This is a genomic window from Alteromonas sp. KUL106 (genome assembly GCF_009811415.1).
GTDB lineage: Bacteria > Pseudomonadota > Gammaproteobacteria > Enterobacterales > Alteromonadaceae > Alteromonas.
On sequence record NZ_BLIG01000058.1, the window covers coordinates 34,804 to 54,917 of the forward strand.

Genomic DNA, 20,114 nt, shown 5'->3' on the forward strand with positions numbered 1-20,114 from the left:
CGAAGAGATACCAATACATTAGCGCAGCGTTAACTGCGCTAATGTGTCACTAAATAAGCCTCAAAATCATCTTCAGACAATGGCCGTGCAATTAGATAGCCTTGTGCATAGTCGCACCCCATTTGCCTTAAAATCCCATACTGCTCTTGCGTTTCAACGCCTTCGGCTACCACACTGATACCAAGTTTTTTTGCAAGGACGATGATAGCTTCACACAAAATCTTATCGTTGCTCACATCCGTCATTGACTTGACAAAGCTTTTGTCTATTTTGATGAAGTCGGTTGGAAATTTTTTCAAATACGAAATAGAAGAAAAGCCCGTTCCGAAATCATCTAAAGCGATATCAACCCCGGCCTGCCTAAATTCAAAGAGTTTTTTAGACACGATGTCGTTCGCTTCCATTAACAAGTTTTCTGTTACCTCCAACAGAATTGAGCGCGCTGATATGCCTCTATCTAATAATAGTTTTAGCCACTCTGTGATATTCGATTCTGCGTTAGAATACTGGCTAGGTGACGTGTTGATACTAATTTGTAGTTCGCTACTAAAACGCGCCTGCCAATTTTTTATATTCCTACACACCTCATCAAACACCCAGTTGCTGATTTCGATAATTAAGCCCGACTCCTCAGCAAGTGGAATAAATTCGTCTGGGGGAATTCTTCCTTTCGTGGGGTGCTGCCATCTAACTAGCGCCTCGGCCTTCACAACCTTATTGCTATCAAAGCTACGGATAGGTTGATATTCAATGAACAACTCTTTATTTTTTACCGCATAACGAAGGTCATTGAGTAATGTAATTCTTTTTATTGCCGCCGCCTGCATTTCGTGCGTGTAATATTGGTAACTATTTTTACCTTTAGCTTTAGCGCCATACATTGCTTGATCTGCATTTTTTAACACGCTTGTTATATCGCTGGCATCGTCTGGATATATCGTTATTCCTAAGCTGGCGCTAGAGTGTACACGTTCATGATTCAGCAAATAGGGTTTAGCAATAGCGTCGACTATTTTATGCACTACCGCTTCTATTGAACTCAAACCAGCAATGGTATTGAGTATAATAATAAACTCATCACCGCCTAACCGAGACACTGTATCTTTGGCGCGTAACACCTTAGCAATGCGTGCGGCACACTCTATCAGTAACTTATCGCCAACCTCGTGGCCGAGCGCGTCGTTGATATCTTTAAAATTGTCTAAGTCCAGAAAAATAACCGCTATTTTTTCTTTTTCGCGATCGGCTGAGGCCATCGCAAGTTTTAAGTGATCAAGCATTAGGTGGCGATTAGGTAAGCCTGTTAACACATCAAAGTTCGCCTGTTTCCAAATAAGCTCTTTTGCTAACTCTCTCTCTATTGCAATACTTGCAAGATGTGCAAACTGTCCAATTAACACTATCTCTTCTGAAGAAGGAATAGCTTTGTTTTTGTGGTAGATGGCGAAAGTACCAATAACGCCCCCTTTAGAATCGTGGATAGGTTGTGACCAACACGAGCCTACTCCCGCTTTTGCAGCTAACTCTCTCCATTCAGCCCAAAACGGATGTGTACTTATCTCCTCTACAATTGTCAGAGTATTAGTTGCGGCGGCATTCCCACAGGAGCCCACACCATCCCCTATCTCAACACCATCGATAGCTTCATTATAAAAATCAGGCAGTGAAGGCGCTGCCCCTTTCTTTAGCCTGTTTTTTTCTAGCAACAAAATACTGCATATTTGATCGGTGAATTCAGCTTCAATAGCATAAACAATATCGTTTAACACCGTTTGCAGTGACTCGGCATTAACCACTTTTTCCAATATTGCGCTTCTTACCCGCGTAATTTTCTCTGTCTGTGCCAAACGACGCTGATACTCCTCGAGCTTGTTCGACAATTCTGTAATTTGCTGGCGTTCAAGCTCAGATTCAACAAGTTTACCTAAATCGATAAGTTGCTTAATTTTGTCCTTTTCAAACGTTTTTACCACGCTGTCGAAAACACATAGGGTTCCAACTGGCTGACCTTCTACAATTAGTTGAACCCCAGCATAAAATCGGACATGCGGATGTTCTGTAACGAAAGGATGGTTTTTAAATCGAATATCTTTGTGAGTATCAGATATGACCAGTACATCTCGTTGAGCTATCGTATGAGCGCAGAATGAAAGTTCTCTCTCGGTCTCACTCATATCAAGATTAACTGAAGACTTGAACCATTGTCTTTTTGCGTCGATGAGCGCGATTGTCGAAAAATGACAGTTGAAGATACTGGACGCCAAACGAGTAAATCGGTCGAAACGCTCTTCGGGTAAAGTGTCAAGTAGACCAAGGCGCTCTACAACCTTAACCCTTTCATGATCGTTTAGAATAGTTGGGGGTAACTTCAAAACTCACTCCTTCGTAAACACATTTCCCGCCAGCGGTTTAGCGTTTATACCAGATAACAACACGTGCCACCCTAAATAAACGCTTGAGATTACATTATTTTTAGAATTAGTTCACTTCAGTCCTTGCAAGCAGTAGCGGTATCATTTGATGATAAATTAGACTGCTCGGCAATAGGTGCTTTAACCGCTTTAATTGTGAAAAATGATGTTCGATTCGTTGTCATCCTCGAAACGCTCAAATACTACCTTAATAATCTTTTAATACATCGAACGGTGATAAAAAGAGCGTTTTCTTAAACCGATAGCTACGTATTTTTAATTTTATTTTCTCATTACCAAGGAGATGCCTCCTAAAGTAATGAAAGAAGCAATAACTATTTGCATCGTCAACGCCTCGCTTAACACTACCCACCCCATAAGTGAAGCGAGAACAGGGACACTGAGTTGAACGGTAGCAGCAGTGGTTGACTTTATTAGTGGTAATACGCCGTACCAAATGGCATAACCGCAGCCAGAAGCAAAAACCCCCGAAGCGAGTGCATACCCTATTCCGGCTATATCAAGACTAAATACCCCTTCATCTATCCACAAAACAACAAGAATAAGTGGCATACACAGCAAAGTCGCCAAGATAAAATTCCCTGACGTAGCGAGAAGAGCAAACGTACTCTTTTTACCCACCAACGAATACACGCCCCAAGCTACACCAGCAAGAGTCATAACAGCACCAGAGAACAATGAAGGAGCCGATGCTCCAGGAAGAAGAAGAATGATCAAGCCAGTAAACGCCAATACAAAACCTAACCACTGTCGCCTTTTAAATCGTTCTCCCCTTGCAAGGCCTACTGAGATCATAGAAAGTTGAACAGCGCCGAATAGAAGCAAAGCCCCCGTTCCGGTAGACATCGAAATATACGCGTAAGAAAAACATATCGCATAAATGAACAGCGTAACGCCACCTAATGCGCTGGCATTGCTGGTGAGGCCACGCCATAGGTTTGATGATGGACAATTACTGCCATTACGACGCAGCGCGATAAAAGATAGCATAGCAAGTGCTATTGCACCGCTTGTTAATCGTAATAAAGTAAAGCTAACAGGGTCAATTGATGTACTGGTAAGTGCCATACGGCAAAGCAATGAGTTTGCTGCAAATGCAAACATAGCGATAGACACTAACACGAGTATTCTTAACACGAATATATTCCTTATTTCGACCTTTGTTCTGTATAGCCTCACCGTGCTATATCGATAACTGCGCTTCTTTCAAATTCCTTCTACTTACGCATCGTGAATCGATAGTTTCTTTTAACACGGAGACGTTCAATTATTACCCGTGCGTTTTATACCATTAATCCGCATAGATAATTGCCTACTCAGAGGGTGCTGGCAAGTTTCCTAGCAAAGCGTGGGAATGCAGGAATGGCTTGGCTTTGTTGGTCAGTTTGCGCTACTTATCAAGAAAAACAAAATAAAAAAAGAGGACCCCTAGGTCCTCTTTTAAAAAGTTGGTAAAACGTGGCGAGTTACAACGATAAACCCAAGCGCTCAGCCACTTCAATGTAAGTCTCGACAACAGAACCTAGACCTTGTCTAAAGCGATCCTTATCCATCTTCTTACGGGTTTCTTTGTCCCACAATCGACAACCATCAGGTGTAAATTCATCACCTAAAACGATATTGCCATCTTTATCGACGCCAAACTCTAGTTTGTAGTCCACAAGCAGCATTCCCGCCTCATCGAACAAGTTTTTTAGCACGCTGTTTACTTTGAACGTCAACGCTTTCATCTCAGCAATTTGAGCCTCTGTGGCCCAACCAAAAGATAAGATGTGATAATCATTGACCATAGGATCATGCAGAGCGTCGTTTTTAAGAAAGAACTCGAAAATTGGTGGGTTAAGTTCTTTGCCCTCTTCCACACCTAGGCGGCGTACCAAAGAGCCCGCCGACAAGTTTCTCACGACACACTCAACAGGTATCATGTCGAGCTTTTTAACCAATGACTCAGTATCAGAAACCAGCGCTTCAACTTGCGTTGCAATACCCGCTTCTTCAAGCTTCGTCATAATAAAGTGATTAAACTTGTTATTTACTTCACCCTTACGCTCTAACTGCTCAATTTTTTCACCATCAAACGCCGAAGTGTCGTTCCTAAAGTGAAGGATCAGTTTATCGCTATCATCAGTGTAATAAACAGTTTTTGCTTTACCACGGTAAAGCTCGTCACGTTTTTCCATTCTCAGTCTCAGTTATATATCAAGATTATCTTCTGACATGACCTCAACAAATGCACTGTAAAGGTCGGAAACCTGATTTGCTTCAAACGGCACGCTCTCATTATTCATGAAAGTCACTGATGTGCGATCCGCACCCGCTCTTGCAACTTTCAAGCGATACTCACCCTTTTTAAGAAGTTTATCATCGCTTGAGAATAAACCGTTCCACCAGCTACCCTGGTCACCATTATAGGTGACGAATAGCAGGCCGTTGGATTTATCTAAATCTTTCACGTCAAAGCCAAGCTTACGCAGCACTAGCAACATTCTCGGCCACGCTACATCGTACTGCGCTTCAACAATATAAGCCGCGTCGCCATCATCGTTAAAGCCCATCTCTGTTTGGATACCTTGACGTATACGAGCAATTCGTCGAGTCTCGGCTAATTGAATCTGATACTCATAATGGCCGATGACTTGGTTAAGTACCTCAACTTCTTCACGTCGTTCTTCAATAGCAGATACTTCAGACACCACATCACCATTTATGGTTTGCATGTAATCTTTCAGATCTACGGTCAATGCAGCGCTTCGGCCGTGCGGCTTTACGTCTAACTTGAACTCGAAACGTTCACCAATCTCGCTTTCCTCGTCAGTGAAACTGTACCACGGACCTTCGATTTCTTTTTTGATGACGATCCAGTCAGTCACTAGCACTTTTTCTTCAGGACTAAACCTATCAACACCAATTCCCTGCTCGTCTAGAAAGCTCAAAAGAGAGTTCCAAATAGCTTGGCTTAACGGCTGACTGTCGTCTACCTGATCAAACCAAATTGTTGCAGAATTCTTACCTTCTTCAACATGTGAACCCGTAACAAGCGGGAGAACCAAGGCAGGCGAGCGAACAGCCAATGACTTACCAACAAGACTTGGGTCAGCCTTCGGACCTAATGCAGGCACTTCAAAATCACGTGAAAACGTTGGCGTCTCCAGTTCAGAAGGCACTTCTAACAGCTTTACTTCTTTTGTTTTTAAGTATTCGTAGCTGCCCGACGCGGTTTTTCTATCTATTTGGCTTGAACAACCTGCAAGTACAACCATCGCTACTGAACTTGCTATAGCCAGCGTTCTTTTCATCTGTATTCCTTATTAACCAGAAATCAATGCGTATTTTTTTAGTAGTTCTTCGATACGTTTTTGGCTTGATAGTTCCGGTAAAACCATTGGTAAACGCATAACAGCGCTTTCCATCATGCCCATTTTATACAATGCCCATTTAGGCATTACTGGATTAGGCTCTATAAATAGTTCGCTATGAAGCAGCTTTATCGTCTCATCAATATCACGGCAGGTGTCAAAGTCTTCATTCAATGCTGCTTCACACATCTTTGAAATGGCTTGTGGTACGATGTTGGCAGTAACTGAGATTACGCCATGACCACCTTCACACATAAACTCGCAGCTTGTGCCGTCATCACCGCTTAATAATACGAAGTCATCAGGAACAAGAGGTTGGGTTGCTTTGAGGCGCGCTATATTACCCGTCGCGTCTTTCAATCCAACAATGTTCGGATGTACCGCTAACTTTGCTACCGTTTCAGGCAACATGTCCGCAACCGTGCGCCCCGGTACGTTGTACAATATAACGGGCAAATCACTGGCGTCTGCAATAGCATTAAAATGCGCCACCATACCCGCTTGCTGAGGTTTGTTATAATAAGGCACAACGCTCAAGAAACCATCGATGCCTGTTGAGCCTAGTTGCTCAGTAAGAAAAATAGCCTCGGCTGTCGAGTTCGCGCCACTACCGGCAATAACGGGTATAGCACCAGACGCCATTGCCACGGTTTCTTTAACAACTTCGATGTGCTCATCGAAAGGTAGGGTTGCTGACTCACCAGTAGTTCCAACCGACACTATTCCGTGAGTGCCCTGCTCTACATGAAACTTCACAAGTTTCTCTAAAGACTTGTAATCAATATCGCCGTTTTCGAGCATCGGCGTGACGAGTGCTACGTAACTACCAGTAAACATAATCTCTCCGCAAAATGTGAGCGCACATGGTAAATATGTCAGTGCTTAAACACAAGTAATAGCGCGTGTAAAATGATAAGTATTTGACAATATCTTATTCAAAGGCCTCAAAAATGCACTGACTTCCAAAAAAACTCTGTGCTAACATCTCGCCATTGTTACCATTGAAGTGAAGTAGATGTCGAAACACCAACTTATCGTCACCATTCTAGGTACAGACAATACGGGTATATTGAGTGAAATTGCTACTACCGTATCGGAAGCACAGTGCAATATTCTTGATAGTAGGCAGGCCATCTATGGCAAAGAGTTCTCATTGACTATGATCATTGAGGGAACGCAAAGCGCGATAACTAAGGCAGAGTGTATTCTCCCGACCTTGTTTCAGCGACTTGATTTGTTGTCGATGATGAAGCGCACAAGCCACCACGAAAAACAAAATCTCGCCCATCTTTTTAACGTTGAATTTAGCGGTGAAGATGCTGCGGGCCTTATTAAGTCAGTGACCGGCTTTTTTGCAGAGCGTCACGCTATGATAAGCGCATTTCGACAGCGCACGTTTAAAGATAAAGTGACGGGTAAGGATAATATGCGCTGTAAGTTCGTAGTGTCCCTTCCCACTAACGAAAATGTAGACACATTAGAAACTGATCTAATGACCCTGTTTGCGTCGTTAAACGTGACAGGCAAAGTTGTAGATAAACAGAAAAAGGATCCCAATGAAAACGTTACAAGCTGGTGACAAAGCGCCGCAATTCTCATTGCAGAACCACGAAGACCAAACCGTATCTCTCACCGATTTTGCAGGCAAAAAAGTGTTGGTGTACTTTTACCCAAAGGCAATGACGCCAGGGTGTACTGTGCAAGCTCAAGGCCTGCGCGATGTTAATCAAGACCTCCAAGAAAAAAATGTGGTAGTGCTTGGTATTAGCCCTGACGCGGTGAAGCGTCTTCCAAAGTTTATTGAGAAAGAAAACCTTAACTTTACTCTGCTTTCCGACGAAGACCATGCTGTTGCTGACGCGTTTGGCGTATGGGGCCCCAAGAAATTCATGGGTAAAGAATACGATGGCATTCACCGTCTCACTTTTTTAATTGACGAAAACGGCGTTGTGGAACACGTTTTCAATAAATTTAAAACAAAAGACCACCACACCGTCGTCTTAGATTATTTAAATAGCTAAAGCTCGCACCAACAACTAAAAAAGCCTCGGAAGTGTTAACTTTACCGAGGCTTTTTTACGAATTGAAATCTTGTGCAAACGTTGAACACGTTGATAACAGCACTTCGCTTTAAAAGGGTTACGTGTAACCTAATTGACTGACTACTGGGCTTGTTCAGGTACCACTACCGGGTTGCTCGACCAGGCAGTAATGACCGCTTTGACCAAGGTTGCCAGCGGGATAGCGAAAAACACGCCCCAGAACCCCCACAAACCGCCAAATACTAACACCGCGACGATAATATACAGGGGATGCAAGCTCACCGCTTCAGAGAAAAGCAATGGCACTAATAAATTTCCATCCAATGCTTGAATAATGCCGTAGGCTATCATCAGATACCAAAACTCTGGCGATATACCCCATTGAAACATAGCCACCACCGCCACTGGGATCGTAACAACAGCCGCGCCTATGTAAGGGATAAGGACAGAGAACCCCACTAAAACGCCAAGTAAAATTGCGTAACGCAAATCCATAAGCACAAATGTGACGCAACTAACGGCACCCACAATGATAATCTCTATTACCTTCCCGCGAATGTAATTAGCAATTTGCGCATTCATTTCGTGGCCAACTTGTGTGATCAGGCGGCGCTCTTTCGGGAGTAAGCGAGAGATACTCTCTAGAAAAAAGAGCTTATCTTTTAACATAAAAAATACCATTAAAGGCACAAGGATCACATAAACAAGGAGTGCTGCGAAGTTGGCAATATTGCTAAACGATGCCGAAATAAGGGTTTCGCCTACTTCAACGAGTTTGTCATTAAGCCCCTCCATCATTTGATGTATTTGGTATACCTGTACATAATCGGGGTATTTTTCAGGCAGGGTTAATATCCATTCCTGTGCTTTTTGCCAAATAAGTGGCGTTTCTTGGATTAGATTAACACTTTGTTTTGAGATTATGGGCACAAGACCGATGAGCGTAAAAATGGTAATCGTAATAAAACCAAGCATCACAATACCGCATGCTACCGTTCTTCCAACGCCAATATTCGCCAGCCGACATACGGGCCAGTCAAGCAAATAGGCAATCACTGCCGCCACCAACACCGGCATGATTAATCCGCCCCACAATAGCAAAACGGCCGTTGTTATAAGGATAAGAATGAGCAGCATCGCTGCATCAGGATCGGAAAATTTGCGTCGGTACCAACGACCAAAAACGCTAATCATAAACACGCCCAGAAGTAACTAAGAATAGGATACGCATCATAGTTGATAGCACTATCAGTTAGCAACAAGTAGAACTTAAGAATCTTTCAAAATCAAACTGGTATGATGATTTTACCGTATACGATCATCTCTGCCTTCTCTATTTGAATATCAATATACTAGAAACAAGGAGAGGCGAATTAACTAAAATAGTATAAGTGTTATAACATCGGCATTATATCTCTTTGAAAAGAAAGCTTGTAAGAAACGAGAAAATTTGAAACTGTTTAGCAACTTAGTGCTCTAAGCGTTAAGCATTATTAAACGTGTACAATAATTGTAGGTTCATGAAAAATAAGATTTCAGCATCTTTGGTTGCCCTCTCCTTCCTGCTCACCTAGCTTAAGCTTATTAAACGTGTACAATAATTGTAGGTTCATGAAAAATAAGATTTCAGCATCTTTGGTTGCCCTCTCCTTCCTGCTCACCTCGAGCTTAACGGCTGTAGCGCAAGATGCCAAATACAGTAATAAAAACGCGCTTCCCGAGATTGGCGTTGTTGCCTCAGATGCAATATCACTTGATAAAGAGATGATTGTGGGCGATGCCGTTATGCGCCAAATGCGCGGACAAAGCCCAATCATTTCAGACCCTGTGCTCGACGAGTATTTACAGGATTTGGGAAACCGCTTAGTCGTTCATGCAGACAATGCGAAATTCCCGTTTGAATTCTTTTGGGTCAATAACGACGCCATAAACGCTTTCGCTTTTTTTGGCGGACACATCGGGGTTCATACTGGGCTAATGCGACGGGCCGAAAATGAAAGTGAACTCGCCTCTGTACTGGCGCACGAAATTTCTCACGTAACTCAGCGTCACATAGCAAGGCGTATGCAGGCGCAACAGCGCTCTTCACCTTTAGCGTTAGCGTCGCTTATAGGTGGTGTGCTTATAGCCATGGCCAATCCCGAAGCAGGCATTGCTGCAATGCAGGCAGGTTCTGCCGCATCAGCTCAGCTACAAATCGATTACACACGTACGAATGAACAGGAAGCTGACCGCATTGGTATATCTATGCTAGCACGAGCTGGTTTTGATCCTAACGCCGCGGCTTCTTTCTTTTCAACCATGGCTGAAGAGTACCGTATGGTATCCCGTCCGCCCGCGCGACTTCTTACGCACCCCTTAACTGAGACTAGGATTGCTGATGCCAGAAGCCGAGCGGGTGATTATCCTCGCCGGTTCCTTCCCATTAATAAACAATTTGAATTGGCTAAAGCGCGAATAAAAGCGCGCTATTCATTCAAGGCCGATTACGCTGTTGAATACTATGAAGCAGCGGTGCAGCAAAGTGTCCAGCGCAGCAAAGAGGCGTCGCTTTACGGTCTAGCGCTGGCTTACATGCGCGAAGAAGAAACGGAAAAAGCAAAAGCGATCATGGACGAGCTAATAGCGGGCGACAGCAGCAACCTTTTCTATCTAGATGCTCTGACTGATATTTATATTTCTTTGGGTGAACCGCTCAAAGCTGTGAATTTGTTGAGTCCCCATGTAGAGCATAATCCAAGAAACCAGGTATTAGCGCTTAATCAGGCAAATGCGTTAATTAGCGCACAACGCTTCGAAGACGCTATTTCTCTATTGAAAGATTTTTTACTCGTTAAAAAAGATTATCAAATTGCGCATCAACTAATGAGTGAAGCGTATCAAAAATCAAAGCGCTTCTCTCAAATGCATCAGAGTAAAGCCGAGGTTTACGCGCTTTATGGGGCCTATAATCGTGCAGTTGACGAATTACAGTATGCCTACAACTTTGCAGGAGAGGACCATCTGGAAAAGCAAAGAATAAGAGCAAGAATAAAGCAATTTAGAGACCAAGAAGAAAGGCTAGAACGGTTGTAAACGCTAATCACTGAATCAGTGAGCGCCTTTAAGCTCTTTTAGCCGCTGTCGCAGGTGCTCGGCCGTTAACTCCCCCATTATGGTGTCAACCACCTTACCGTCTGGCCCAACAATAAATGTGGCAGGTAAATAGGGAGGTTTTTTCATTGGAAGAATCGTATCTTTAGCACTCACGATAACGGGTATTGTAATGTTAAAGGCCTTCGTCATTTCAGCCAGTTCAACTGGGGTTTTCGGGTCATAGTTGATGGCAAAAAGTCGCGTTTTTTCAGGCAATGACGAATTAAAATCCGCCAGTTCGGGCATTTCACGAAGACAAGGCGCACACCACGGAGCAAAATAATTAATCACTACCCACTGCCCCTGTAATGCTTTCCAACGATAGGTTTTACCGTCTAACGTTTCAAAATCGTGCAAAAGTGATTGATAGGTAAACATACCCGCGAGTGCAGCCCCAGCAACTAGGAACAGAGTAAGGAAGAATTTGGCTTTTGTACCAGGTACGCGTGATGCTGACACACTCATAAAATTCTTTTGATAATCCAAATAGCCTGAACTGAATCCATAGTGCCAGATTCTATTTTCTATCTCTATTTTAATTTTGTCGCGCAGAAAATAGATTTGATTCTCGCTTCGATTTTTAATGTTGCACTCTTAAGCGTGCTCTTGTCGGTAAACTGCTTGATATTCTATGACAAAAACGCAATAGTTCGCGCCAAACAAAATGAACTTACGATCGGGATATCTATGACAGCTATCACTATTATTCACAACCCACGTTGCTCCAAGAGTCGACAAACTCATGCTCTCTTAGAAGAACGAGGCATTTCGCCAGTCATCGTCGAGTATTTAAAGCACCCTCTCTCCGTTGAAGAGCTAAAAGATATATTTAAAAAACTTAACGTTGAATCGGTCAGAGAAATGATGCGTATCAAAGAGGACGAATATAAGACTGCGAATTTAGGCGACAGTAGAGTGACCAACGAAGCGCTTTTTGAGGCAATGTCGGCCTCACCAAAATTAATTGAACGTCCAATTGTCATTAACGGCGACAGTGCAAGGATTGGCCGCCCACCTGAGTCAGTGTTGGAAATACTCTAGTGCGCCCTATCCTTGTACTTTACTACAGCCGGCACGGCAGCACCAAACGCTTGGCTGACGCCATAGCTCAAGGAATCGCTTCGCAAGATACGCCGGTAATCGTGCGAACTGTCAAAAGTATCAACGAAGTAAAAGAGGGTCGTGATGCATCAGAAGAGGCGTGCGATAATGTCCCAGAAGTAACCCTTCAGGAGCTTGAGCAGTGCAGTGGCTTGGCCCTTGGCAGCCCTACTCGCTTTGGCAACATGGCCGCGCCTGTTAAGCACTTTCTAGACTCGACAAGCAGTCAATGGTTAAAAGGCTCTCTTATCAATAAGCCTGCGTGTGTATTTACATCCTCGTCATCTATGCATGGTGGTCAAGAATCAACGCTTCTCTCAATGATGATTCCGTTGATGCATCATGGCATGGTGATTTGCGGTTTACCCTATAGTGAACCGGAACTGCACAACACGACAACGGGCGGAACACCATACGGTGTGACCCATGTAGCACATTCGGGCAATGCTGCGCCAGATAGACTAAGCGCAGACGAAAAAGCGCTGTGCTTTGCACAAGGAAAGCGGCTAGCGATATTGGCGAAAAAACTTGAGCACGACACCTAACAACGAAAATTTACAGATCATTTGAAACACGATCTTATCGGAGAAATAACATGGCATCAGATACGCGCTTTTTTCGCTATCTAGCACTCATTAGTCACACTGGATTAATCGTTTGGATAACGTTGTGGCAGTTCACATTTATTAAAATGCATACGTACTCGCCGCTTTTCATTGCCTTATTTTACATTTTACCTTTATTGTTACCGTACTGGGGCGTTCTGAAAGGCAAACCCTATACCCATGCGTGGGCAAACTTTATCGTTCTTTTCTACCTTATTCACGGGTGCACTGTTGTATACGCCGTTCCCGATGAACGCTGGTATGCAGTGATAGAAATCGTGCTTTGTACCGGTATGTTTATCGGCTGCAGTGCCTTCGCTAGAAAGCGAGGCAGAGAACTAGGTCTAGGGATAAAGAAGTTAAAAGACGAGATGGCAGAAGAAAAAGCACGCTTCGAACAAGGTCAGCAATAATATTCTGTAAAACGAGTACTTGAAAAAGATGCAGTCTGTAGCTTTGCATGTAATGAGGGGGTTGATATGAGAAATCGCGTCTCTAAAATTGGTTCGCTTTTTGTCTCATTGACGTTGCTGACGGCCTGTGGCGGTTCAGGGTCGAACGATGATGTTTCACCTTCAACACCTTCAGCACCGCTGACTGTAAATATATTGGGCCCCGAGGGTGCAATGTCTGGGGACACTGTCGATTTCGTTGTAATGTCACCGACCGGCACAGCTATTCGCGACATCGAGTGGCATGTTTCAGGCCTAGCACAACAGCCTCTCAACGCCCATACCCAAGCAATAGGTTTCGACGTACATGCATCGGGTAGCTATGACATAACGGTTAATGCCGTGTTTGTGAATGGCACTCGCGTCTCTGACAGCATCACACTGCAGGTCGATGAAAATTCAGCCCCGCTCGCCGCTTTGCGTTTAGGCCATGAAGCCTCAGAAGGCGGCCGAGTTTCATTGCGAGTGGATACGGTTAGAGCGGAAAACTTGGACATTACAGCGATTGATTGGCGTCAAATAAAAGGGCCTGCGGTAAGCCAATTTGACTATGATGATGGCGATTATTCTCACTCAATCTATTTCCAGGCACCAAGTGTTAATAGCGACACCGTGATAGAAATAGAAAGTGCTGTCACCCTGGCTAATGGCGAAACACTTGTCGACACTGCGCAAGTACTCGTTAAGAATATTGATATCAACAGCAACGGTTTCTTTGTAGACGATGAGGCGACAATTCCTGAGACAGTCAGTGCTCATATGATGCCTTATCGCGCTGACAGCCCTTATGCTGAAGCCCTACAAGCATGTGTCTATAATAATCAAGTGGCGAATAGTTGCACATTTTCCACCTTACCCCTTATAGCCCAAGTCGGTGAAACCCCATCGATAGACGATATTCTTGATAGAACATACGTTTCTCATCCTTGGATGGGTGATGCGTTTAAGGCGTTTTTAGAAACCTCTTCTACACAGGAAGATATGTTAAAACTTTTTCGTGCAACCACGGCGGTCGTTATTTCTTACGACATTCGCCCATCGTTTTATTGGGTAGCAACAGGCGCCATTTACTTGGACGCAAACAACCTATGGCGAACCCCCGAAGAAAGGGATACGTTAAACACGCGCCCAGACTATAGAAGTGGTTTCGGTAACGATCTCGACTTTACAACGTCATGGCGCTACGTGAAGAATGGCGCGTACTATTTTCCGATCATCAATACCTCAGATATCGCGCAAAGGCAGGCCAGAAACGGAACCGACGTTGAAGCGGCCCTAAGCTATCTTTTGTATCATGAGCTTGCTCACGCAAATGACTTTTTTGACTATACTGAATGGCAGCAACTCAATGGCAGTGCAAGCCCACTTTCGTCCTTTGACGACCGTTCTCCTATTTCAACAGGACTGACGACTGCTCTTCCCCTTACGTCATCTCAGCTACACGCGCTTGCAGAAGTAAGATTTGGCGGCGTCACCGCATCTAGCACGCAACGAAATTACACCGCCCAACAGGTCGCTAATTGGTTTGAGGACGATGGCGCGATAGATTTATATGCCTATCTCACCGAACGTGAAGATCTCGCAATGCTCTTTGAACGCTTCATGATGTTGTACCGCCTACAAGCCGAAGCTGATGTTGGTGTCTTTTCCCGAGATACGTTAGAAGATGGCAGTTTTATACCGACGTGGGCGCAACGAAATCGCATAAGCGGTGACAATGTCACTATGCGCATTGATTATGTGGCTAGTAGAATACTTCCCGAATTGGATATACCCAGTATTCAGGCTTCACTGCCAGCGCCTTTCATGCTTCCAACAAATATCAGCTGGCGAGACTCAGCCTCAAGTAATCACCCCGATACCCAATCAGGTAATAATAATAACTTTGAACACATCGAAGGTGCAGCACATCATTTAAGCAAAGAGAACACGATGTCGGTGAGCGAAGAGTTCAAAGTAACGTCACGAACTGGTAACAGGAAAGCAAATGAGTAGTTTTTGGTGTTTGCTAAACGTCTCAGCAAATTAGGTATGTTTACGAATAGTCGAAGAAATCGGCGCTAACGGCTTATTGATCTTTGAGATTAAGCTCTCGTTTAACCATAGCGACCGAGAGACGCTTTTGTTCTTGAAGTGAACGTGTATCTAATCGTGCCAGTAATGACATCAAGCTTTTTAAGTCTCGATCACTGTGATGTAAGAGAAACTGCCTGGCTTGCTTAGATAGCTTCAGTCCACGTTCTTCTGCACGTAGTCGAACCGCCTCTTCTCGCCCTGCATCATCAAGTTGATTCACATGATAAATGACGCCCCATGCTAAACGAGATCTCAGGTCCGGTAGCGTAAACGCAGGATTTGAAGGTCCTAAGTGACTTGTACAAATAACCAATGCGTGTTTGGTTTCTACAACTCTGTTAAGCAAATCAAATAATGCTTCTTCCCAATCTGTATCGCCAGCAATTGCATGAATATTATCTAACGCAATGAGTGAGAGGTTTTCAAGCCCTTCAAAAATATCGTGAGACCATGCCTTATAGTCATTTAAATTCAGATAAAGATGACTCACTGCTTTACTCGCCAACTGGTGGCATGTAGCAAAAAGTAGATGACTTTTACCGATGGCACTGCTGCCTAAGAGAGTAAGCAACGGCAGCTGAAGTGACGCAAGCGGTCCCAGACCAATTGCTTGACGCCAGTGTGGCAGTGCAGTTGCAATCTGCTCGAGCACCGAGACCACTTCTTCATTGCCCGTATTGACGAAACTATCAAAATTTTCGTCTACGGGTAACGTTACTGGCAAAGGCAGCTGCATACTAGTTTACTTGTTCCAATAGAAACTGTGCCCTTTTACGGTCTGCCCATACGCATCGGTAACAGGACGAAGCTTACTTTCAAGTTTAATGCTGTTGAGTAAATCATCGTACGTACCAATCAGCGTTAACGAGTAGACGGCCACCGAGCCAGATTGCTCAATTAATGAGGCGCTTTCAATAACGCTCAAACTGTTGAGATAATCGGTAGCACTGGCGTAGCTACTTATCGAACCAATGTTTGCAATTGACACGTTTACTACTTCTCGCTCTGAAGCCTCAATACCAACAACGGCATAAAGTGAAGACAAATAATTCGAATAAGCATCGACTAATTGACTACCTAGCGCTTCGGGAGAATCACCATAAATGCTACCGTAACTGACCTTACCACCACCGATGAACACCCAATCAAGCGCGTATTCACCCTCTTCGGCACGCTTAGCATAATCAGCAAATTCATCCATGGTAAAGGGAATGAGTGTGCTATCTTCTGCTGTGACAGGTGTTTCAATATTCGCTTGTTCTGCTTGAATGGCTTGCTGATCAATGAAATCGTTATTCTCATTATTTGACAAAGCGTCAACCGCATCCACGTCTTGTTCATTTGTGAGTGTTTCATCAGAAAGCACATCATCTAAAGACTCGACCGTTCCCGATGGCACAGCGTTATCAGGTAAATCGGGTATTGCACTAGCATCATTTCGATAGACACGTGCTCCAATGATATTATCAACATTGTAACGTACAGACGCTGTGCGCAACGGCCCCGCGAATCGCCCCCACACATCATAAGTAGAAATATTTACACTGTCGGTGAGATCCATCAAAGGTAAACTCAGCGGAACTCCTCGCTCTTTCGCAGTCTGTTTAAGGGCGTGCTGAAGTTCCGTATTGAGTGATTCATCTAGAATAATTCGTGCGTCGCTTTCGTCCTCTTTAGCAAGCCAAACTATTGTCTCAGGTCGTCTGTCGCCCCAAAGTGGGAGCATTTCGCGCTGCAGTAGCTCACTTAGCTTAGTTTGATCAAATTCGGCAACGTAATAGGTTCTACCATTTTCAAATGCAAAACGATAAGAGCGAAGCAATGACTGAGGTGAGGTTAGCGCCGCGCGAATACCCGCATTCTCAAGGACCCGTGTACTACCAGACATTTTTACAAATACCTGTCTCAACGCTTTTTTCTGGGCGGCTTGTTGCGTCTTCTGCGATTGGTCGTCCACTTGAATTTGGGCTTCATTCACCACAACGCGCTGGGCAGCATCTACAAGGGTTGTATAGTTGAGCAAAGCAATTATTGAGAGCCCCAGAAACTGCTTACAACGCCATCTTTTTCTGTTGCCTTTATTGGTGTTGCGTTCTACTGCCGTTAACATTGACACTCCATACTCTCTCAAAATCAATTCCTTACCTAGCAAACCGACAGTTTATAATTCTCAACGCCACTCGACATGGCTGTTGCACTGCCGAACTCCCTGCCCTACTTCAAAGGCATAGCATTTTATCAAGCAAGATGTTCACCAAAATAGTCTGCTATTGTCTTTTATATTGAATTTAATTTCACCCTTAAAATAAAAAAGATCAAAAAGCGCATAAAATAGCCGTCACAAATTGGACTTGTGCAGACTTGCTGGTAGAATCCGCGGTTTTCTACCTCTTAGTTTCAGGGCCCAACCGTGAGCGAAAATAAAACCTCTTTAAGTTACAAAGATGCAGGCGTAGATATCGATGCAGGTAATCAACTTGTTGAACGCATTAAATCTGTTACCAAGAAAACCCATAGACCAGAAGTAAAAGGTAACTTGGGTGGCTTTGGAGCATTATGCGAACTGCCTACTAAATACAAGAAGCCGCTACTTGTTTCAGGCACCGATGGCGTGGGCACAAAACTAAGAGTTGCGATGGATGCAAACCGCCATGATGGTGTTGGCATCGACTTGGTTGCAATGTGTGTTAACGATCTTATCGTGCAAGGCGCTGAGCCATTGTTCTTCTTGGACTACTATGCCACAGGCAAGCTTGATGTCGATGTAGCCGCATCCGTTGTTACTGGTATTGGTGCGGGCTGTGAGCAAGCAGGTTGTGCACTTATTGGTGGTGAGACTGCAGAAATGCCGGGCATGTACCACGACGGCGACTACGACATTGCGGGTTTCTGCGTAGGTGTTGTTGAAGCTGACAAAGTTATCGATGGCAGCAACGTTAAACCGGGTCAGAAGCTTATTGCCCTTGGGTCTTCAGGTCCACACTCTAATGGATATTCATTAGTAAGAAAGATTATCGAAGTGAGCGGCGCTGATGTGAATGCCGACCTCAACGGTAAGCCAATCATTGAACACCTCCTAGAGCCTACTCGCATTTATGTTAAGTCGGTCTTGGCACTACTAGAAGAAGTACAGGTAAGCGCTATTTCTCACATTACAGGCGGTGGCTTTTGGGAAAATATTCCTCGCGTACTTCCTGATGATGCAAAAGTAGTCATTGACGAGAGCACGTGGAAATGGCCTGGTATTTTTTCATGGTTACAAGAGAATGGTAACGTTACTCGCCATGAAATGTACCGCACTTTTAACTGCGGTGTAGGCCTGGTTATTGTTGTTGACGAAGCCGACACGGCTCAAGCGCTGGATATTCTTAAGCAGCACGGTGAAAATGCGTGGGTGATTGGCGACATCGAAGCGAAAGATGGCGACGAGCAAGTAGAGATCAACGCGTGAGTAATACGGTAACCAAACTATGCGTACTTATTTCCGGAAACGGAAGTAACTTGCAAGCGATTATTGATGAGATAACGGCTGGGCGTCTTAACGCCCAAATCAGCGGTGTTATTAGTAACAGACCTACTGCCTACGGATTAGAGCGCGCCAGAGAAGCCGGTATTGAAGCGGTATGTTTAGACCATACTGGTTTCGAATCTCGAGAATCTTATGACGAAGCACTAAAAGCCCAAATCAATGCGTTTGGCGCCGATTGTGTAGTTCTTGCGGGCTTTATGCGCATCTTAACGCCAGAGTTCGTTGACAGCTTTACTGGAAAATTAGTGAACATTCATCCATCTTTGTTGCCAAAGTACAAAGGGTTGAACACACATCAGCGAGCTATCGACAATGGCGACGAAGAGCATGGTGTCAGCGTGCATTTTGTAACACCGGAACTTGATGGCGGCCCCGTTATTATTCAAAGCCGTGTCCCAGTGTTTAAAGAAGACACCGCCGACGACTTGGCTGAGCGTGTTCAAGAACAGGAACGTCGCATCTATCCACTTGTGCTCTCTTGGTTTTGCGCAGGACGACTTTCGATGCGAGACAATAAGGCAGTTTTAGATGAGCAAGAACTTCCAGAATCTGGTTATGCAAACGACTAAGCCTTTTGCGTTAGGCGCACTGCTAGCATTTTCGCTTTCAGTCGCCTCACAGGCCAACTCAAGCACCACGCTACCGCTTCAGCCTTATAAAGCAACCTATACGGCTTACAAATGGGGCGACGATGTTGGCGAAGCAAATATCGAACTTTCTAAGTTAGGCGAGCAGCAGTATTCTTTAATTTATACGTCAAAGGTGTCGAAGTTTTTTTTATCCGACAAACGTAGCGAACACTCTATTTTCACTGTGGACGAAAACACAGTGATACCGTCGGAGTATTACTACAATCGCTCAGGCACTGGTCCAGATAAAGAACTGAAAGTGACGTTCAGTCATCAAGGCGATGGCAAAATTTCCGTTGAAAATGGCGACACATTTAACTGGAACGGCGAATTTGACAACCAAATCTATCGAATTGACCTTGCCAAACGTTTGGCGCAAGGTGAAACGTCGTTGGACTATAACTTTGTTAATTACCGCGGCGAACTCAGGCACTATGGTGTCCAAGTTGTAGATGAAGAAGTGCTGTCCTTACCGTACGGAAAAATCGAAACCGTCAAAGTTAAGCTGATTCGAGAATCGAAAACGCGAGAAACTTTTGCTTGGTTCGCTCCTTCGTTAAATTACACTCTGGTTAGATTGCAACAATTTAAAGAAGGCGATGAACAAGGCGACATTAAACTTAAGTCTTTCGAGATGCAGTAAAATGGCACTACCATATAAGTGTTCAGCCACATTTCTAAGCTAGTTGTTTGAGTTGTTAATAATAAAAACCCGCCGGCTACTCAAAGGTCGACGGGTTTTATTGTTTTGAGCCTT

At 44.2% G+C, this 20,114-nt stretch carries 19 protein-coding genes; 10 read left to right on the top strand and 9 right to left on the bottom strand.

Features of this window, described 5'->3' with window-relative positions; translation table 11 throughout:
- Positions 1-38: 38 nt before the first annotated feature.
- The 5 genes from GVO63_RS18830 to dapA all read right to left on the bottom strand — a co-directional run bounded on the left by GVO63_RS18830 (position 39) and on the right by dapA (position 6,625).
- A complete protein-coding gene (locus GVO63_RS18830) occupies positions 39-2,372 on the bottom strand; it encodes an EAL domain-containing protein (protein ID WP_159581939.1) in 2,334 nt (777 codons plus the stop codon).
- Between the two features lie 321 nt (positions 2,373-2,693).
- A complete protein-coding gene (locus tag GVO63_RS18835; protein WP_159581941.1) occupies positions 2,694-3,569 on the bottom strand; it encodes a DMT family transporter in 876 nt (291 codons plus the stop codon).
- Between the two features lie 329 nt (positions 3,570-3,898).
- Positions 3,899-4,612, bottom strand: coding sequence for a phosphoribosylaminoimidazolesuccinocarboxamide synthase (purC, locus tag GVO63_RS18840; RefSeq protein ID WP_159581943.1), 714 nt, complete (start codon positions 4,610-4,612; stop codon positions 3,899-3,901).
- A gap of 12 nt (positions 4,613-4,624) precedes the next feature.
- A complete protein-coding gene (gene bamC, locus GVO63_RS18845) occupies positions 4,625-5,728 on the bottom strand; it encodes an outer membrane protein assembly factor BamC (protein ID WP_159581945.1) in 1,104 nt (367 codons plus the stop codon).
- Positions 5,729-5,740: 12 nt separating this feature from the next.
- Entirely contained in the window at positions 5,741-6,625 is an 885-nt protein-coding gene (gene dapA, locus GVO63_RS18850; RefSeq protein WP_159489662.1) for a 4-hydroxy-tetrahydrodipicolinate synthase, read from the bottom strand.
- Positions 6,626-6,803: 178 nt separating this feature from the next.
- Here dapA and GVO63_RS18855 point away from each other — a divergent pair, with 178 nt between their 5' ends.
- Together GVO63_RS18855 and bcp are read left to right on the top strand one after the other, a co-directional pair.
- Entirely contained in the window at positions 6,804-7,367 is a 564-nt protein-coding gene (locus tag GVO63_RS18855; RefSeq protein WP_159489660.1) for a glycine cleavage system protein R, read from the top strand.
- Complete coding sequence (gene bcp / locus GVO63_RS18860; protein WP_159489658.1) at positions 7,345-7,809, top strand: thioredoxin-dependent thiol peroxidase; 465 nt, start codon at positions 7,345-7,347, stop codon at positions 7,807-7,809. Before GVO63_RS18855 ends, bcp begins: the two co-directional genes overlap by 23 nt.
- 141 nt (positions 7,810-7,950) lie before the next feature.
- Here the strand turns inward: bcp and GVO63_RS18865 are convergent, their stop codons facing one another.
- Positions 7,951-9,024, bottom strand: coding sequence for an AI-2E family transporter (locus GVO63_RS18865; protein ID WP_159489656.1), 1,074 nt, complete (start codon positions 9,022-9,024; stop codon positions 7,951-7,953).
- Between the two features lie 417 nt (positions 9,025-9,441).
- Here GVO63_RS18865 and GVO63_RS18870 point away from each other — a divergent pair, with 417 nt between their 5' ends.
- Positions 9,442-10,905 (top strand): M48 family metalloprotease, encoded by a 1,464-nt coding sequence (locus GVO63_RS18870; protein ID WP_159489654.1) that lies wholly within the window; start codon positions 9,442-9,444, stop codon positions 10,903-10,905.
- A 15-nt stretch (positions 10,906-10,920) separates the two neighbouring features.
- Here GVO63_RS18870 and GVO63_RS18875 read toward each other — a convergent pair whose 3' ends face one another.
- A complete protein-coding gene (locus tag GVO63_RS18875) occupies positions 10,921-11,343 on the bottom strand; it encodes a TlpA disulfide reductase family protein (RefSeq protein WP_236552214.1) in 423 nt (140 codons plus the stop codon).
- A gap of 309 nt (positions 11,344-11,652) precedes the next feature.
- Here GVO63_RS18875 and arsC point away from each other — a divergent pair, with 309 nt between their 5' ends.
- From arsC to GVO63_RS18895, 4 genes are all read left to right on the top strand, one after another.
- Entirely contained in the window at positions 11,653-12,006 is a 354-nt protein-coding gene (arsC, locus tag GVO63_RS18880) for an arsenate reductase (glutaredoxin) (RefSeq protein ID WP_159581949.1), read from the top strand.
- Entirely contained in the window at positions 12,006-12,611 is a 606-nt protein-coding gene (gene wrbA / locus GVO63_RS18885) for an NAD(P)H:quinone oxidoreductase (RefSeq protein ID WP_159581951.1), read from the top strand. Before arsC ends, wrbA begins: the two co-directional genes overlap by 1 nt.
- Positions 12,612-12,661: 50 nt before the next feature.
- Positions 12,662-13,084, top strand: coding sequence for a DUF2069 domain-containing protein (locus GVO63_RS18890; protein ID WP_159489649.1), 423 nt, complete (start codon positions 12,662-12,664; stop codon positions 13,082-13,084).
- Between the two features lie 66 nt (positions 13,085-13,150).
- Positions 13,151-15,118 carry a hypothetical protein gene (locus tag GVO63_RS18895; protein WP_236552212.1) on the top strand — a complete coding sequence of 656 codons (1,968 nt, stop codon included), beginning with the start codon at positions 13,151-13,153 and terminating at the stop codon, positions 15,116-15,118.
- A gap of 73 nt (positions 15,119-15,191) precedes the next feature.
- Here GVO63_RS18895 and hda read toward each other — a convergent pair whose 3' ends face one another.
- Together hda and GVO63_RS18905 are read right to left on the bottom strand one after the other, a co-directional pair.
- Positions 15,192-15,935: a DnaA regulatory inactivator Hda gene (hda, locus tag GVO63_RS18900; protein WP_159581953.1), complete on the bottom strand. Its 744-nt coding sequence runs from the start codon at positions 15,933-15,935 to the stop codon at positions 15,192-15,194.
- A 6-nt stretch (positions 15,936-15,941) separates the two neighbouring features.
- Positions 15,942-17,309 (bottom strand): DUF2066 domain-containing protein, encoded by a 1,368-nt coding sequence (locus GVO63_RS18905; protein ID WP_159581955.1) that lies wholly within the window; start codon positions 17,307-17,309, stop codon positions 15,942-15,944.
- Positions 17,310-17,609: 300 nt separating this feature from the next.
- Here GVO63_RS18905 and purM point away from each other — a divergent pair, with 300 nt between their 5' ends.
- Genes purM through GVO63_RS18920 form a run of 3 tightly spaced genes read left to right on the top strand, consistent with a single transcriptional unit; the run spans position 17,610 to position 20,000 of the window.
- Complete coding sequence (gene purM, locus GVO63_RS18910; protein WP_159581957.1) at positions 17,610-18,650, top strand: phosphoribosylformylglycinamidine cyclo-ligase; 1,041 nt, start codon at positions 17,610-17,612, stop codon at positions 18,648-18,650.
- Positions 18,647-19,297 carry a phosphoribosylglycinamide formyltransferase gene (gene purN / locus GVO63_RS18915; RefSeq protein WP_159489639.1) on the top strand — a complete coding sequence of 217 codons (651 nt, stop codon included), beginning with the start codon at positions 18,647-18,649 and terminating at the stop codon, positions 19,295-19,297. Before purM ends, purN begins: the two co-directional genes overlap by 4 nt.
- Complete coding sequence (locus GVO63_RS18920; protein WP_201285096.1) at positions 19,257-20,000, top strand: DUF3108 domain-containing protein; 744 nt, start codon at positions 19,257-19,259, stop codon at positions 19,998-20,000. The genes purN and GVO63_RS18920 overlap by 41 nt, the downstream gene beginning before the upstream one ends.
- The last annotated feature ends 114 nt before the right edge of the window (positions 20,001-20,114 follow it).

Bases quoted from the DNA above. Each gene is read 5' to 3' on its own strand.
- purC (WP_159581943.1), bottom strand. From the start codon at position 4,612: ATGGAAAAACGTGACGAGCTTTACCGTGGTAAAGCAAAAACTGTTTAT.
- bamC (WP_159581945.1), bottom strand. From the start codon at position 5,728: ATGAAAAGAACGCTGGCTATAGCAAGTTCAGTAGCGATGGTTGTACTT.
- dapA (WP_159489662.1), bottom strand. From the start codon at position 6,625: ATGTTTACTGGTAGTTACGTAGCACTCGTCACGCCGATGCTCGAAAAC.
- GVO63_RS18855 (WP_159489660.1), top strand. From the start codon at position 6,804: ATGTCGAAACACCAACTTATCGTCACCATTCTAGGTACAGACAATACG.
- bcp (WP_159489658.1), top strand. From the start codon at position 7,345: ATGAAAACGTTACAAGCTGGTGACAAAGCGCCGCAATTCTCATTGCAG.
- GVO63_RS18865 (WP_159489656.1), bottom strand. From the start codon at position 9,024: ATGATTAGCGTTTTTGGTCGTTGGTACCGACGCAAATTTTCCGATCCT.
- GVO63_RS18870 (WP_159489654.1), top strand. From the start codon at position 9,442: ATGAAAAATAAGATTTCAGCATCTTTGGTTGCCCTCTCCTTCCTGCTC.
- GVO63_RS18875 (WP_236552214.1), bottom strand. From the start codon at position 11,343: ATGTTTACCTATCAATCACTTTTGCACGATTTTGAAACGTTAGACGGT.
- arsC (WP_159581949.1), top strand. From the start codon at position 11,653: ATGACAGCTATCACTATTATTCACAACCCACGTTGCTCCAAGAGTCGA.
- GVO63_RS18890 (WP_159489649.1), top strand. From the start codon at position 12,662: ATGGCATCAGATACGCGCTTTTTTCGCTATCTAGCACTCATTAGTCAC.
- GVO63_RS18895 (WP_236552212.1), top strand. From the start codon at position 13,151: ATGAGAAATCGCGTCTCTAAAATTGGTTCGCTTTTTGTCTCATTGACG.
- hda (WP_159581953.1), bottom strand. From the start codon at position 15,935: ATGCAGCTGCCTTTGCCAGTAACGTTACCCGTAGACGAAAATTTTGAT.
- GVO63_RS18905 (WP_159581955.1), bottom strand. From the start codon at position 17,309: ATGTTAACGGCAGTAGAACGCAACACCAATAAAGGCAACAGAAAAAGA.
- GVO63_RS18920 (WP_201285096.1), top strand. From the start codon at position 19,257: ATGAGCAAGAACTTCCAGAATCTGGTTATGCAAACGACTAAGCCTTTT.